General features: G+C 75.3%; 16 protein-coding genes. 7 read left to right on the top strand and 9 right to left on the bottom strand.

The annotated features are described in order from the left end of the window. Positions 1 to 59: 59 nt before the first annotated feature. Positions 60 to 1,145, top strand: coding sequence for a polyprenyl synthetase family protein (locus HL663_RS11845; RefSeq protein WP_286175577.1), 1,086 nt, complete (start codon positions 60 to 62; stop codon positions 1,143 to 1,145). A gap of 9 nt (positions 1,146 to 1,154) precedes the next feature. Here the strand turns inward: HL663_RS11845 and HL663_RS11840 are convergent, their stop codons facing one another. Continuing rightward, a complete protein-coding gene (locus tag HL663_RS11840) occupies positions 1,155 to 1,559 on the bottom strand; it encodes an Rv2175c family DNA-binding protein (protein WP_173028574.1) in 405 nt (134 codons plus the stop codon). Between the two features lie 164 nt (positions 1,560 to 1,723). Between HL663_RS11840 and HL663_RS11835 the strand changes: the two genes are divergently transcribed. The 3 genes from HL663_RS11835 to HL663_RS11825 are packed head-to-tail and all read left to right on the top strand — an operon-like array spanning position 1,724 to position 5,741. Next, complete coding sequence (locus tag HL663_RS11835) at positions 1,724 to 2,845, top strand: lytic transglycosylase (protein WP_173028573.1); 1,122 nt, start codon at positions 1,724 to 1,726, stop codon at positions 2,843 to 2,845. A 50-nt stretch (positions 2,846 to 2,895) separates the two neighbouring features. After that, positions 2,896 to 4,806 carry a Stk1 family PASTA domain-containing Ser/Thr kinase gene (pknB, locus tag HL663_RS11830; RefSeq protein ID WP_286175576.1) on the top strand — a complete coding sequence of 637 codons (1,911 nt, stop codon included), beginning with the start codon at positions 2,896 to 2,898 and terminating at the stop codon, positions 4,804 to 4,806. 5 nt (positions 4,807 to 4,811) lie between these two features. Next, positions 4,812 to 5,741: a DMT family transporter gene (locus HL663_RS11825; protein ID WP_173028572.1), complete on the top strand. Its 930-nt coding sequence runs from the start codon at positions 4,812 to 4,814 to the stop codon at positions 5,739 to 5,741. Positions 5,742 to 5,753: 12 nt separating this feature from the next. Here HL663_RS11825 and HL663_RS11820 read toward each other — a convergent pair whose 3' ends face one another. From HL663_RS11820 to HL663_RS11800, 5 genes are all read right to left on the bottom strand, one after another. Further along, a complete protein-coding gene (locus HL663_RS11820) occupies positions 5,754 to 6,800 on the bottom strand; it encodes a threonine aldolase family protein (RefSeq protein ID WP_286175575.1) in 1,047 nt (348 codons plus the stop codon). A gap of 5 nt (positions 6,801 to 6,805) precedes the next feature. Next, positions 6,806 to 8,158: a class II 3-deoxy-7-phosphoheptulonate synthase gene (locus HL663_RS11815; RefSeq protein ID WP_502709024.1), complete on the bottom strand. Its 1,353-nt coding sequence runs from the start codon at positions 8,156 to 8,158 to the stop codon at positions 6,806 to 6,808. Positions 8,159 to 8,228: 70 nt separating this feature from the next. After that, positions 8,229 to 8,930 (bottom strand): response regulator, encoded by a 702-nt coding sequence (locus tag HL663_RS11810; protein ID WP_286175573.1) that lies wholly within the window; start codon positions 8,928 to 8,930, stop codon positions 8,229 to 8,231. After that, entirely contained in the window at positions 8,927 to 10,108 is a 1,182-nt protein-coding gene (macS, locus tag HL663_RS11805) for a MacS family sensor histidine kinase (protein WP_173028568.1), read from the bottom strand. The genes HL663_RS11810 and macS overlap by 4 nt, the downstream gene beginning before the upstream one ends. 8 nt (positions 10,109 to 10,116) lie before the next feature. Beyond that, entirely contained in the window at positions 10,117 to 10,923 is an 807-nt protein-coding gene (locus tag HL663_RS11800) for a lysophospholipid acyltransferase family protein (protein ID WP_173028567.1), read from the bottom strand. Positions 10,924 to 11,068: 145 nt separating this feature from the next. Here HL663_RS11800 and HL663_RS11795 point away from each other — a divergent pair, with 145 nt between their 5' ends. The 3 genes from HL663_RS11795 (at position 11,069) to HL663_RS11785 (ending at position 12,236) form a co-directional block, all read left to right on the top strand. Next, positions 11,069 to 11,626, top strand: a complete 558-nt coding sequence (locus HL663_RS11795; protein WP_173028566.1) for a hypothetical protein — start codon at positions 11,069 to 11,071, stop codon at positions 11,624 to 11,626. A 57-nt stretch (positions 11,627 to 11,683) separates the two neighbouring features. Beyond that, entirely contained in the window at positions 11,684 to 11,917 is a 234-nt protein-coding gene (locus tag HL663_RS11790) for a ribbon-helix-helix domain-containing protein (RefSeq protein WP_173028565.1), read from the top strand. Between the two features lie 82 nt (positions 11,918 to 11,999). Beyond that, positions 12,000 to 12,236 (top strand): type II toxin-antitoxin system PemK/MazF family toxin, encoded by a 237-nt coding sequence (locus HL663_RS11785; RefSeq protein ID WP_286175572.1) that lies wholly within the window; start codon positions 12,000 to 12,002, stop codon positions 12,234 to 12,236. Positions 12,237 to 12,302: 66 nt separating this feature from the next. On the opposite strand, the gene HL663_RS11780 is transcribed toward HL663_RS11785, so the two are convergent. The 3 genes from HL663_RS11780 to HL663_RS11770 are packed head-to-tail and all read right to left on the bottom strand — an operon-like array spanning position 12,303 to position 14,393. Next, positions 12,303 to 12,986, bottom strand: a complete 684-nt coding sequence (locus tag HL663_RS11780; protein ID WP_173028563.1) for an endonuclease/exonuclease/phosphatase family protein — start codon at positions 12,984 to 12,986, stop codon at positions 12,303 to 12,305. Positions 12,987 to 12,997: 11 nt separating this feature from the next. Next, positions 12,998 to 14,038: an ROK family glucokinase gene (locus HL663_RS11775; protein ID WP_216842555.1), complete on the bottom strand. Its 1,041-nt coding sequence runs from the start codon at positions 14,036 to 14,038 to the stop codon at positions 12,998 to 13,000. Next, complete coding sequence (locus tag HL663_RS11770) at positions 14,031 to 14,393, bottom strand: hypothetical protein (protein WP_173028561.1); 363 nt, start codon at positions 14,391 to 14,393, stop codon at positions 14,031 to 14,033. Before HL663_RS11770 ends, HL663_RS11775 begins: the two co-directional genes overlap by 8 nt. Positions 14,394 to 14,401 lie beyond the last annotated feature (8 nt).

Below are 14,401 nucleotides of genomic sequence, written 5' to 3'. Positions count from 1 at the left end.
TCGGGGCGCCACCATCCGGCCGCGGCCGGACCGTCACCACCCCGCCGAGGAGCCCCCGCGTGACCAGCGTGCTCGACACCGCCGACCTGCGCGGGCGGGTGCAGCGTGCCCTCGACGACGAGCTCGCCGCGCAGGCCCACGTCCTCGCCGAGCTCGGCCCGGACGTCGAGGACCTCCTCCTCGCGATCGGCGACCTCCTGCGCGGCGGCAAGCGGCTGCGCGCCGCCTTCCTCTACTGGGGCGGGCGCGCCGCCGGCCTCCCGGACTCCGAGGCGCTCGTGCGCCTGGCGGCCGCGATGGAGCTCTTCCAGGCCGCGGCGCTCATCCACGACGACGTCATGGACGACTCCGACACCCGCCGCGGGATGCCCGCCGCCCACCGCGCGCTCGCGACCCGCCACGCCGACCGCGGCTGGTCCGGCGACGACGCCCGCTTCGGCCTCGCGGGCGCGGTGCTCGCCGGCAACCTCTGCCTCACCTGGACCGACGAGCTCTACGCGACCTGCGGCCTGCCCGACGCCGACGTCGCGCGCGGCCGCCCCGTCTTCGACCGGATGCGCACCCAGCTGATGGCCGGGCAGTTCCTCGACGTCGTCGAGTCCGTGCGCCCCTGGGACGGCCTGCCCGACGACGAGCGCGTCGCCCGCGCCGGCCGGGTCATCCGCTACAAGAGCGCCAAGTACACGGTCGAGCACCCGCTGCTCATCGGCGCGAGCGTCGGCGGGATGGACGCCGCCGGGCTCGACGCGCTCTCGCGCTACGGCCTCGACGTCGGCCGCGCCTTCCAGCTGCGCGACGACCTGCTCGGCGTCTTCGGCGACCCCGGCGAGACCGGCAAGCCGGCCGGCGACGACCTGCGCGAGGGCAAGCGCACCGTCCTGCTCGCGCACGCCCTCGCGGGCAGCGACGCCGGCGGGCGCGCCCGGGTCGAGCAGCTCGTGGGACGCCCGGACCTCGCGGCCGGCGACGTCGACGAGCTGCGCGGCCTCATCACCGGCTCGGGGGCGGTCACCGTCCTCGAGGACGAGATCGCCCGGCTGGCCGACTCCGCCCGCGCCGCGCTCGGCGCCGCGCCGGCGCTGGACCCGCAGGCCCGCACCGTGCTGCTCGAGCTCGTCGCGACCGCGACCGCCCGCCGCGCCTGAGGCGAGCGCCTAGAAGGCCTCCTCCATCGCGCGCCGGCGGACCTCGGTCTTGAAGCCGGCGCGGATGGCGTCGAGCGGCGTGCCGGGCACCGGCAGCGTGTCGTCGGGGGTGTGCAGCCAGCGGATGATCTCGGCGTCGTCCATCCCTCCGTCGGCGAGGACGGTGAAGGTGCCGCGCAGCTCGGGCAGCGGCCCCTCGGCGTCGACGAAGCCGGCCGGCACCGAGACGACGTTGCGCTCGCCGCGACGCACCGAGATGAGCTCGCGCTCCTCGAGGAGGGTGCGGACGTCGGAGAGGCGGCGGCCGAGGCGCTCGACGAGGTCGGGGACGGTCAGCCACTCGGGGACGAGGGCGTCGAGCTCGTCGCGGGCGCTGCCGGGGGCGCTGTCGGGGGTGCTGGGGGTCTCGCTCACGCGGGCCAGCGTGCCACAGGCCGGGCCCGCGCCGGCTGCCCCGCCGGGTCCGCCACCCCACGGACACCACCCACACCAGGCGTCACTCCGGTACCTTGAGTCCCAGATATCACAGCCGGGGGGTCTGCACGCGCCCCGGCACCCCCGACGAAGGACCCACCCGCATGGTCACCGCCGCCCCTCCCCCTGCTGCTCCCGCCGCCACGCTGCACGCCGTCGTGGCCCCCGTCCGGGTCGCCCCGCACGGCTGGACGACCCACACCGTCCGCGACGGCGAGACCCTCGACGGCATCGCGCAGCGCTACCGGACGACGGTGCGGGTCCTCGCCTCGCACAACGGCATCCGCAACCCCGGGATGATCCACGCCGGCGACCGCCTGTCGGTGCCGCGCACGTCCGGCAGCGCGTCCTCCGGCTCGTCGGGCTCCTCCTCCTCCGGCTCCTCGCGCAGCGCGGTCCACGTCGTGCGCGACGGCGACACGATGAGCGGCATCGCCGCCCGCTACGGCGTCTCCCTCGCCGGCCTGCTCAAGACCAACCACCGCTCCGCGAGCAGCCTCATCCACGTCGGCGACCGGATCGTCGTGCGCGGCGGGAAGGCCGGCTCGTCCTCCTCCAAGGCCGCCTCCCGCTCCTCGAAGCCCGCCTCGCGCACGTACGTCGCCCGCTCCGGCGACACCCTCGGCGGCATCGCGGCCCGCTACGACACGACCGTCGGCGACCTCGCGCGGGCCAGCGGCATCTCCTCGCGCTCGCTCCTCCAGGTCGGCCAGCGCCTGCGGGTGCCGACGACCGCCGCGCACGCGGTCTCCGACACCTTCAACGGCGTCCGCTACCCCGCGGGGGTCGTCGGCGCCGCCCGCCGCAACCACGACCTCCTCGCGCGCCGCTCGGTGCCGAGCCGGACCGAGACCAAGCGGCTCATCGCCGAGACCGCCCGGCGGCACGGGGTCGACCCCCGCCTCGCGATGGCCGTCGGCTACCAGGAGTCGGGCTGGAACCAGCGGGCCGTCTCCCCCGCCAACGCCGTCGGCGTCATGCAGGTCATCCCCTCCGGCGGCGACTGGGCCTCCTCGCTCGTCGGCCGGCGGCTGAACCTCCTCGACACCCGCGACAACATCACCGCCGGGGTCGTCATGCTCCGGGCGCTCGGCCGCGCCGCGTCGGGCACGGACCAGGCGATCGCCGGCTACTACCAGGGCCTGGCGTCGGTCCAGCGGCACGGGATGTACTCCGACACCAAGGCCTACGTGCGCTCGATCAAGCGCCTGCGCGCGACCATGTGACCGGCCGGTCGCGGGACGGGGGCAGGGTCGTGACTACGTACACTCCTACGGTGTCATCCACCGGCGACGCGCTCATCGGGCGCACCCTCGACGGCCGCTACCGCGTGCTGTCGCGCCTCGCCGACGGCGGGATGGCCACCGTCTACCTCGCCCTCGACGAGCGTCTCGAGCGCGAGGTCGCGCTCAAGGTGATGCGGCCCCACCTCGTCCACGACGAGGCGTTCGTCAGCCGCTTCCGGCGCGAGGCCCGCTCGGCCGCCTCTCTCTCGCACCCCAACGTCGTCGCCGTCTTCGACCAAGGCCAGGACGGGGGGCACGCCTTCCTCGCGATGGAGTACGTGCCCGGCCAGACCCTGCGCGACGTCCTGGACACCGAGGGCTCGCTCTCGCCACGGGCCGCCCTCGACCTGCTCGAGCCGGTGCTCATGGCGCTCGCCGAGGCGCACGGCAAGGGCCTGATCCACCGCGACGTCAAGCCCGAGAACGTCATCATCAACGACAACGGCACCGTCAAGGTCGCCGACTTCGGGCTGGCGCGGGCGGTCTCGAGCCAGACGATGACCAGCTCCACCGGGGTGCTGCTCGGCACGGTCGCCTACCTCTCCCCCGAGCAGGTCGAGCGCGGCGTCGCCGATGCGCGCTCCGACGTCTACGCCGCCGGGCTCGTCCTCTTCGAGATGCTGACGGGCACCAAGGCCTTCACCGGCGAGACGCCCATCCACATCGCCTACCAGCACGTGCACGGCGGGATCCCGGCCCCGTCCGAGCGCGTCCCGGGGCTGCCCGCCGCGCTCGACGAGCTCGTCGCCGAGTCCACGGCCCGCGACCCCGACGAGCGCCCCGCCGACGCCGCCGAGCTGCTGGCGCTGCTGCGCCGCACCCGCGCCGGCCTGTCCGCCACCGAGCTCGACGCCCGGCCCGCGGGGGTCGCGGCCGCCGCCGCGGCGAGCGTCCCGACCTCGACCACGGCCCTGCCGGTGCGCGACCGCAGCGCCCTGGCCCCCGCCGCGGACACCGCCCGCACGACCGCCATCGACGTCGGGTCGCGCCCGATCGAGGGCGTCGTCGTCGACGACCGGCACCGCCGGCCGCGCAACTGGTGGCCCGCCGCGGCCGCCTCCGTCCTCCTCGCGGCCGCGACCGCCTGGTTCTTCTTCCTCGGGCCGGGCGCCACGGCCACCGTCCCCTCGGTGCTCGACCGGCCGCAGGAGCAGGCCGTCGCCGCGCTCCGCACCGCCGAGCTCGACGCCACGGTGCAGCAGGCGTTCTCGGAGGACGTCGCGAGCGGCACCGTCATGGAGGTGCGTCCCGGCGTGGGCTCGACCGTCCGGCGCGGCAGCGACGTCGTCCTCACCGTCTCCAAGGGCCGGGAGCGCTACGCCGTCCCCGACCTGCTCGGCTCCTCGCTCGCCGAGGCCCGCCGCCAGCTGGAGTCCGGCAGCCTCGCGCTGGGCAAGGTCACGGAGGCGTTCTCCGAGAAGGTCCCCGACGGCCAGGTGGTCTCGGCCTCGCCGAAGGCCGGGACTCAGCTCAAGCGCGACGCCACCGTCGCGCTCGTCGTGTCCAAGGGCCGCCAGCCGATCACGGTCCCAGACCTCACGGGCAAGGACGCGGCGCAGGCCCGGACGGCGCTGGAGGACCTCGGGCTCACGGTCGACGCCGACCGCCAGGAGAACAGCGACACGGTGGCCAAGGGCGCGGTCGTCAGCCAGTCGCCGCGCGACGGCACGCTGTTCCGCGGCGACACCGTCACGCTCGTCGTCTCCAAGGGCCCGGTCCTCGTCGACGTGCCGAACGTCGTCGGCAAGCAGCTGCCGGAGGCCCGCCGCCTCCTCGAGGGCGCCGGCTTCCAGGTCAAGGTCGAGCGCGCGCTCGGCGGCATCTTCGGCACCGTCCGCTTCCAGGACCCCGAGAACGGCAAGGCCCCCAAGGGCACGACCGTGACGGTCACCATCGTCTGACGACGGTGACCGGCTCCCCCCGCCTCGCCCGCACGGCGACGCTCCTCCTGCTGTTCGTCACGGCCGTCTGGGGCTCGACGTTCTTCCTCATCCGCGACCTCGTCGAGACCGTCCCGCCGACCGACTTCCTCGCGGTGCGCTTCGCGATCGCGGCCGTCGTGATGTTCGCCGTCTTCCGGCGCCAGACCCTCGCCCTCTCGCGCGCCGACCTGCGGCTCGGCGTCGCCCTCGGGGTGCTCTACGGGCTGGCCCAGGTGCTGCAGACGGTCGGGCTCGCGCACACCGACGCGTCGGTGTCGGGGTTCGTCACCGGCACCTACGTCGTCCTCACACCGGTCCTCGGCGCCCTCCTGCTGCGCGACCGCGTGGATGCCGTGACGTGGGGCGCGGTGCTGCTGACGACCGCCGGGCTCGCCGTGCTGTCGCTGCGCGGGCTGTCGGTGGGCTACGGCGAGGGCGTGACGCTCGCCTCCGCCGTCCTCTACGCCGGCCACATCATCGTCCTCGGGCGGTGGTCGACCCCGTCGGCGGCCGTCGGGCTCGCCACGGTGCAGGCGGCGGTCATCGCCCTCGTCGCCGGCGTGGGTGCCGTGCCGGGCGGCCTGACCCTGCCCAGCGGCGGCGGCCAGTGGGCCTCGGTCCTCTACATGGCCCTCGTCGCCGGGGCCGCGGCCCTCTGGGCGCAGACCTGGGCCCAGGCGCACCTCACGGCGACGCGCGCGGCCATCGTCATGGCGATGGAGCCGGTCTTCGCGGCGTTCTTCGCCGTGCTGCTCGGCGGCGAGTCCGCCACGCCCCGGCTGCTGTTCGGCGGCGGGCTGGTCGTGGCGTCGATGTACCTCGTCGAGCTGCGCGGGATGCTCGCGCGCCGGCGTCTCCGGGGCGCGAGCGCGGCGGAGGACCCGCCGGTCGAGGCCCTGCACCACGACGTCTGAGCGCCGGGGCGCTCAGTCCGTGGTGAGCACCTCGCGCGCGGCCCGGATGGCGGCCTCGGTCCCCGCGTCGTCGACGTCGAGGTGCCAGACGAGGCGGACGGCCTTCGGCCCGACGGCGTACGTGCGGATCCCGTGGGCGAGCAGCGCCTCGACGAACGCCGCGGACGTCGTCCCGGCCGCCCCGACGTCGAGGACGACGATGTTCGTCTCGACGGTGGCGGGGTCGATGACACCGGGGACGGCTGCGGCACAGGCCTCGGCGAACCGCCGCGCCCGGGCGTGGTCGTCCGCGAGCCGCTCGAGGTGGTGCTCGAGCGCGTGCAGACCGGCCGCGGCGAGGATGCCGACCTGGCGCATCCCGCCGCCGTAGCGCTTGCGCCAGATGCGCGCCTCGGCCATCGCGTCGGCGGAGCCGACGAGCACCGAGCCGACGGGGGCGCCGAGGCCCTTGGACAGGCAGACGGACACCGTGTCGAACTCGCGGCCGTAGTCGGCCAGCGGCACCCCGGACGCGACGTGCGCGTTCCAGAGCCGGGCGCCGTCGAGGTGCATCGCCACCCCGAGAGCCGTCGTCGCCGCCCGCACCTCGCGGATGGCCTCGATCGGCTGCACCGTCCCGCCGCCGAAGTTGTGCGTGTTCTCGACGACGACGAGCGAGGTCTCGACCTGGTACGGGCCGACGCCGGTCGTCACGAGCGACATCGGCCCGGCCGGGTCGAGCAGCCCGCGCTCGCTGGCCCAGGTGCGGCTCGTGATGCCCGAGAACACCGCCGCCGCCCCGAGCTCGGCGCGCACGACGTGGGCCTGCTGGTCGGCGACGAGCTCGCGGCCCGGCGCGACGTGCAGCCGCAGCCCGAGCTGGTTGGCCATCGAGCCGGTCGGCGTGAACAGCCCCGCCTCGTGGCCGAGCAGCCCGGCGACGTGCTCCTCGAGGGCGCGGACGGTGGGGTCCTCGCCGAAGACGTCGTCGCCGACGTCGGCGTTGGCCATCGCCTCGCGCATCGCGAGGGTCGGACGGGTCAGGGTGTCGGACAGGAGGTCCGCGACGACGTCGGTCACGGCCATCAGTCCTGCGACAGCATCTCGGCGACGAGGAACGCCAGCTCGAGGCTCTGCTGGTGGTTCAGGCGCGGGTCGCACACCGACTCGTAGCGGGTGCCGAGGTCGGCGTCGAGGATCTTCTCCGAGCCGCCGATGCACTCGGTGACGTCGTTGCCGGTCAGCTCGACGTGGATGCCGCCCGGGTGCGTCCCGAGGCCCTGGTGCACCTCGAAGAAGCCGCGGACCTCGTCGACGACGTCGTCGAAGTCGCGGGTCTTGAAGCCGGACGCCGACGAGAACGTGTTGCCGTGCATCGGGTCGCACACCCACGAGACCTGCGCCCCGGAGGCCGTGACCTTCTCGACGATCGAGGGCAGCGCCTCGCGGATGCGGCCGGCGCCCATCCGGGTGATGAAGGTGAGGCGGCCGGGCTCGCGCTCCGGGTCGATGACGTCGATCATCCGCAGGAGGTCGTCGACGTCGGCGCCCGCGGACACCTTGACGCCCACCGGGTTACGGACCTTCGAGACGAAGTCGATGTGCGCGCCGCCGAGGTCGCGGGTGCGCTCGCCGACCCAGATGAAGTGGCCGGAGGTGTCGTAGAGCTCGCCGGTGCGCGAGTCGACGCGGGTCATCGGGCGCTCGTAGTCGAGCAGCAGCGCCTCGTGCGCCGAGAAGAACTCGGTCGTGCGCATCGCGTCGAAGTCGGCGCCGCACGCCGACATGAAGCGCATCGCCTTGTCGATGTCCTTGGCGAGGCGCTCGTAGCGGACGTTGGCGGCGTTGGCGACGAAGCCCTTGTTCCAGTCGTGGACGTGGCGCAGGTCGGCGAAGCCACCGGTCGTGAAGGCGCGCACGAGGTTCAGCGTGGCGCTGCTCGCGTGGTAGCCGCGCACGAGGCGCATCGGGTCCGGCTGCCGCGACTCGGGGGTGAACTCGTAGTCGTTGACCATGTCGCCGCGGTAGGCCGGCAGGGTCACGCCCTCGCGGGTCTCCTCGTCGCTCGAGCGCGGCTTGGCGTACTGCCCCGCCATCCGCCCGACCTTGACGACCGGCATCGAGGCGCCGTAGGTGAGGACCGCGGCCATCTGGAGGATCGTCTTGACCCGGTCGCGGATGTTGTCGGCCGTCGCGGAGGTGAAGGTCTCGGCGCAGTCGCCGCCCTGGAGCACGAACGCCTCGCCGCGCGAGACGGCGCCCATCCGGGCCTTGAGGACGTCGCACTCCCCCGCGAAGACGAGCGGCGGATAGGTCGCGAGCGTCCCGACGGCCTCGTCGAGGGCGGTGCGGTCGGGCCAGGTCGGCTGCTGCGCAGCCGGGAGGTCGGCGCCGGCGGCGAGCCGCTGGAGGGGCGTGGAGGAGGTGGTCGTGCTCACGAGCGTCAATGGTAGGTGCGCGTCCGCCATCCGGGACACGGGGCCCGGATGCCGGATGGCCGCCCGGGCGTCAGGAGGAGGCGGGCTCGTCGTCCTCGAGGCCGTGGGCCAGCGCGAACCGGACGAGCTCGACGCGGTTGTGCAGGTGCAGCTTGCCGAGCGTGTTCTGCACGTGGTTCTGCACCGTGCGGTGCGACAGGACGAGCTGCGCGGCGATCTCCTTGCTCGTCATCCCCGTGGCGACCAGGCGCAGGATCTCGGTCTCGCGGGCGGTCAGCTGCGGGATGGGGCGCTCGGGCGCGGTCTCCGCGGGCTCCTCCGCGGCGCCCAGCCGGCGGAACTCCCCGAGGACGAGCCCGGCGAGCCCGGGCGTGAACACCGCCTCGCCGCGGGCCGTCGCGAGCACCGCGTCGAGGATCTCGCCGGGCGAGGCGGACTTCACGAGGTAGCCGGTGGCCCCCGCCTTGATCGCCGCCAGGACGTCCTGCTGCTCGCCGCTGGCCGAGAGGATGAGCACGCGGGTCGGCAGGTCGCCGAGCGCCCGGCAGACCTCGTCGCCGCGCATCCCGGGCAGGTTGAGGTCGAGGACGAGGACGTCCGGCGTCGTCGCGCGGGTGCGCCGCACGGCCGAGGGCCCGTCCGAGGCGGTGCCGACGACCTGCACGCCGCGGGCCACGAGGTCGCGCTCGAGCGCGGAGAGCCACAGCGGGTGGTCGTCGGCGACGAGCACCCGCGGGGCGGCGTCCGTCCCGGTCGGCGGGGCGTCGGTCACGGCTGCTCCTGGGCTCGGCGCGGGACGGTGAGGTGCACGGTGCATCCTGCCCCGGGGCGCGTGGTCCACGTGGCGGTTCCGCCGAGGTCCTCGACCCGGCCGCGGATGGAGGAGGAGACCCCGAGCCGGCCGCGGGACGCCGCCCCCACGAGCTCGGCGGGGTCGGCGCCGGCGCCGTCGTCGCGCACGGTCAGCTCCACGCCCGTCGGGTCGCCCTCGAGGAGGACCCAGGCCCGGGCACCCGGGCCGGCGTGCCGCTCGACGTTGTCGAGGACGGCGGTCAGGGCCGCGTCGAGCTCGCGCGCCACCTGGGGGTCGACGAGCAGCGGGTCACCCGGCACGGCCACCCCGACCCCGGGGCGCTCGTGCGCGGTGACGAGCAGGCGCAGGTCGACCTCGGCGCCCTCGACGCCGTGCAGGTCGACGGGGTCCTCGCCGGGGGCGCCCGCCCCGGAGACGAAGCGCCGCAGCGCCCGCTCCTGGTCGGCCGCGAGGTCGGCGAGCTCTTGCGCCGGGCCGCCCAGCTCGACGCCGCGGCGGTGGATCCACGCGAGGGACTGCAGCACGCCGTCGTGGACGACGCGGGCGATGCGCTCGCGCTCGCGCAGCCGCTCGCGCTCCAGCAGCACCTGCTCCGCGCGGGCCAGCCCGGAGCGGGCAAGGTCGACGGCCAGCCCGATGAGGCCACCGAGCAGCACGAGGATGACGATGTTGTGCACGGTCGCCTGCGTCGGACGGCCGGCGATCTCGACGAGGTCGGCCGCGGCGATCACGAGCGCCGCGAGCAGCCCGCCCCGGGCCCCGGCGACGACCGCGCTCCCCGCGACCGAGCCGGCCGCCCAGACGGTCGGCAGCGTGTACTGGCCGGCGCTGACGGCGGCCATCCCGTCGGCGAGGGGCGTCGCGAGGATGGCGAGGACGGCGATGACGACCTCGACGGCGACGACGACCCGGCTGCGCCGCCGGTAGAGCAGCAGCCCGAGCGACCACGCGGCCATGACGCCGAGGACGAGCACCGCGACCCACGGTCGGAGCATGTCGTCGCGGCGCGTCCACGCGAGGAAGGCCGCGTACGCCGTGCCGATCGGGCGGAAGACGTCGAGCCCGCGCAGGAAGGCCTCGACGACGACCGGCTCGCGGCGGCCGGTGCGCGGTGAGCGCGGTCCGAGGACTCCCACGTCGCGCCTCAGCTCGCGCGACGCTCCGGACCGGCGTCGCCCTCCAGCCCCTCGGCGTCGAGGGCGGCCTCGAGCTCGCTCGCGGCACGGCCGGGCGTGGCGGCCTCGGCGGCCTCCTTGGCCTTGTTCTTGCGCTCGCGGGCGATGCGGTCCTTCATCGCCGTCGCGTACATGTCGACGTACTCCTGGCCGGAGAGCTCCATGAGGGCGTACATGATCTCGTCGGTGATCGAGCGCAGGACGAAGCGGTCGCCCTCCATCCCCTCGTACCGGGAGAAGTCGAGGGGCTCGCCGATCCGCACGCCGATGCGGACGAGCTTGGGGACCTTCTTGCCGGTGGGCTGCGCCTTGTCGGTGTCGATCATCGCGACGGGGATGACGGGCACGCCGGCCTCGAGGGCCATCCGGGCCACGCCCGTGCGTCCCTTGTAGAGGCGGCCGTCGGGGCTGCGGGTGCCCTCGGGATAGAGGCCGAGGAGCTCGCCGCGGTGCAGGACGCGCAGGCCGGAGGTCAGCGCCGCCTCGCTCGCGCGCCCGCCGGAGCGGTCGATCGGCAGCTGCCCGACACCCCTGAAGAACGCGGCGGTCAGGCGGCCCTTGAGGCCCACGCCGGTGAAGTAGTCGGCCTTGGCGAGGAAGGTCATCCGGCGCGGCACGACGAGCGGCAGGAAGATGGAGTCGCTGAAGGAGAGGTGGTTGCTCGCGAAGATCGCGGCCCCCTCCTCCGGGATGTTCTGCTCCCCCTCGACCCACGGCCGGAACAGGAGGCGGAGGACCGGTCCCAGGACGACCGTCTTCAGCACCCAGTAGAACACCGGACCACCCTTCTGCGTCTGTGCCGGGAAGCCTAGTGCACCCCTGCGGTGTTGCCCCCTCCGTCGGGAACGGCCCGGGCGACCCCTTCGCCCAGCGGGTTCCCCGTGCGAAGATCGTGCCCTGCCCCGGACCCCAGGAGAGACCGTGAACGAGCGGCCAGGCGAGATGGACGAGCGCGACGTCGACGAGCGCTTCGCGTCCATCGTGGCGGCGTGGGACGGCGCCCTCCCGGTGGCCGACGACGTCGAGGCCGACGTCGAGCGGCCCACGACGGAGCAGGAGCCGGGTGCGGCCCGCTCCGAGGAGCCCCCGGCCGCTCCCCCGGCCCCGGCGGCGCCCGCCGCGCGGCCCCCGTGGGTCAACCCGCCCGTCGACGTCGTCGTCCCCGCGTCCGCCTGGCGGGCCGCGGAGCCCACGCCCGAGCCCGCCGCCGCGTCGGCGTCGGGGGACGACGCCGACGACGACGAGCACTACGAGCCCCCGGCCGTCGAGCTGCCCCCGCAGGAGGATCTGCACTTCTGGGGCGCGGTCGTCGGCCTCGTCGCCGGGCCGCTGTGCCTGCTCTACGTCGCGCTCTTCCGGCCCTTCCACAGCACGCGATGGTTCGTCGCCGGCCTCGTGCTCGCCCTCGCCGGCTTCACGCTGCTCGTCCTGCGCCAGCCGCGCCACCGCGACGACAGCGACGACGGCGCCCGCATCTGAGCCGCCGGCACGCCTGAGTGAATCCCATGTCGGGATGCACTGACGTATGCTCGGACCATGAGCACGCAGATCGCTGTCCGCCTTCCCGACGAGCTGGTCGCCTTCCTCGACCGCAGCGTCGCCGCCGGCAAGGCACCGAGTCGCGCCGCACTGGTGACTGCGGCAGTGGAGCGGGAGATGCGCCGGCTGGCCGCCGAGCAGGACGCGCACCTCCTGCGGACCCGGGGGGCCGAGGACGACCTCGATGAACTCGTCGAGTGGACCGGCACGCACGTCGTCCTCGAGGACTGAACGGGTGCGCGAGATCTGCCTCGTCCGCCTCGACAAGACGCGGCCCGCTCTCGTGCTGACCCGGGAGGCTGCCCGGGGAGCGATGACGAAAGTGACGGTCGCCCCGATCACCAGCACGGTCAAGGGCCTGTCCAGCGAGGTGCTCGTCGGACCGGAGAACGGGCTGGACCACAGGTGCGCGGTCTCGCTGGACAACGTCCTGACCGTCCCGGTCGGTGCGCTCGGCCGCACCATCGGGTACCTCGGTGCCGAGCAGGAGACCCAGCTGGCCCGTGCGGTGGTGCTGGCCTACGACCTCGACCTCTCGGTCCTCGACTGACGTCCGGCGAGCATGCCCCGGCTCGCGACGACGGCGCCCGCCTCTGACCCGACCGGGCCGGCGGCCTCAACCGACCTCGAGGTCGACCCACGCCGGCCGGTGGTCGCTCGCGCGCGCCCAGACCGCCTCCGGGACGGCGACGTCGCGGAAGGGCAGCACCCGCAGCCCGGGCGAGGCGAAGAGGACGTCGAGCCGGCTGCGCGGCGCGCGGGCCGGGAAGGTCGGGACGTGCGGGCCCGCGACGCCGAGGCGCTCGGGGCGCGCGACCCGGCGGAAGGCCTCGCCGTCCTCGCCCTCGTTGAGGTCGCCGGCGACGACGAGCGGCTCGACGCCCTCGAGCGCGGCGAGCACCGCCTCGACGTGACGCACGCGCTCGGCCGCCCGCAGCGAGAGGTGCAGCGACACGGCCGTCACCTCGTGGCCACCGGGCAGGCGCACCGTCGCCCGGGCCCAGCCGCGGGTGCGGTCCGGCCAGCGCACCGGCAGCCGGTGGTGGGCCGCCGACAGCAGCTCGACGTGCGGCGCGGTGAGCACGGTCGTCCCCCCGCTCCCCCGCTGCGGGCCGCTCCACCGCATCCCGCAGGCGTCGGCGAAGCGCCGCAGCCGCCACGGGGCGAGCAGGCGCCGGGGCACCTCCTGGAGGCAGAGCACGTCGGGGTCGACCGCCCGCACGAGGCGCGCGGCGAGCCGGTGGTCGTCGAGGAAGTCGCGCGTGTTGTACGTCGCGACCCGGAACCGCTCGGTCGGCACGTCGGTGGCGGTCAGCCGGCGGGCGGCGGGTCGGCGGGCGCCTGGTCCGCCGCGCGGTCGCCGGCGTCGGCCCACGCGAGGTCGGCGGCGCCGACGCGGGCGAGGTCCGCCGCCCCGACGAGGCCGGCCTCGTTGCCGAGCTGCGCCGCGACGATCGTCGCCTCGGGCCGGTAGCCGCGGCCGGTCAGCTGGCGGCGGAAGGCCTCGCGCGCCGGGCCGAGCAGCAGCTCGCCGGCGGCGCTGACCCCACCGCCGATGACGAAGGTCCCCGGGTCGAGCGCGGCGGCGAGGTCGGCCATCCCGACCCCGAGCCAGCGGCCGATCTCGCCGAGCAGCTCGCGGGCCAGGGCGTCGCCGTCGCGCGCGGCCTCGGTGACGAGCGGCCCGGTCAGCTCGCTCGGGTCGCCGCCGACGCGCTCGAAGAGGTCGGAGACGACCGGGCTGCCGGCCGACATGAGGGCGCGGGCCTCGCGGACGAGCGCGTTGCCGGAGGCGTACTGCTCCCAGCAGCCCCGGTTGCCGCACTCGCAGCGGATGCCGTCGGGCACCACCTGCATGTGGCCGAACTCCCCGGCGATGCCGAAGCGCCCGCGGACGACCCGTCCGTCGAGGACGATGCCTCCGCCGATCCCGGTGCCGAGGTTGACCATGACGAGGTGGCTCTCGCCGCGGCCGGCGCCGAAGCGGTGCTCGGCCCAGACCGACGCGTTGGCGTCGTTGTCGACGAAGATGGGCAGCGCGAGGCGGCCGCCGAGCGCGGCGCGCAGCGGCTCGTTGCGCCACGAGAGGTGCGGGGCGAAGACGACCGTGGCGCGGTCGGCGGCGACGAAGCCCGCGGCCCCGATGCCGACCGCCACGACGTCCTCGCTGCCGGCGTCGAGCAGCTCCTCGACGGCGGAGACGATGGTGTCCTCGACGACCCGGGGGCTCGTCGAGCGGTGCGGGGTGTCGCGGCGGGTGCGGCGCAGCACGGCGCCGCTGCCGTCGACGAGGCCGGCGGCCACCTTGGTGCCTCCGATGTCGACACCGATCGCGAGGGGTCCCTCAGCCACGGTCGCCTCCCTGCTGGTCGTCGTGGGCGCGGCCACGGGCGGACGCGAGGTCGCCGAGCACGGCGGCCGCGAAGCCCGCGAGCTCGGCGAGGGTGCCGAGGGTCTCGGGGCTCAGCTGGCGCACGAACCCCGACGCGCGGCACACGGGGCACCACTGGCACACCGGGTCGTCGCACGAGAACCCCTGCGCGGGAGGGGTGTCGGCGTCCGACGCAGCGGGCGCGTCGGCGCCCGGCGGCGCGGCGGCGTCGGGCTCGGGGGCGCCCTCCCGGCCGGCACGGCGCAGGCTCTCGAGGAGGCGCCCGGCCTCCTCGGCGACGCTCCCGACGTCCTCGTGCCAGCGCTGCGCGGTCATCGTGGCGC

The organism is Arthrobacter sp. NEB 688 (assembly GCF_013201035.1).
GTDB lineage: Bacteria > Actinomycetota > Actinomycetes > Actinomycetales > Dermatophilaceae > Phycicoccus.
Note: the sequence above shows the minus strand (reverse complement) of the source record. Positions and strands in the feature narration are given on the sequence as shown.

Bases quoted from the DNA above. Each gene is read 5' to 3' on its own strand.
- HL663_RS11835 (WP_173028573.1), top strand. From the start codon at position 1,724: ATGGTCACCGCCGCCCCTCCCCCTGCTGCTCCCGCCGCCACGCTGCAC.
- HL663_RS11790 (WP_173028565.1), top strand. From the start codon at position 11,684: ATGAGCACGCAGATCGCTGTCCGCCTTCCCGACGAGCTGGTCGCCTTC.
- HL663_RS11785 (WP_286175572.1), top strand. From the start codon at position 12,000: ATGACGAAAGTGACGGTCGCCCCGATCACCAGCACGGTCAAGGGCCTG.
- HL663_RS11770 (WP_173028561.1), bottom strand. From the start codon at position 14,393: ATGACCGCGCAGCGCTGGCACGAGGACGTCGGGAGCGTCGCCGAGGAG.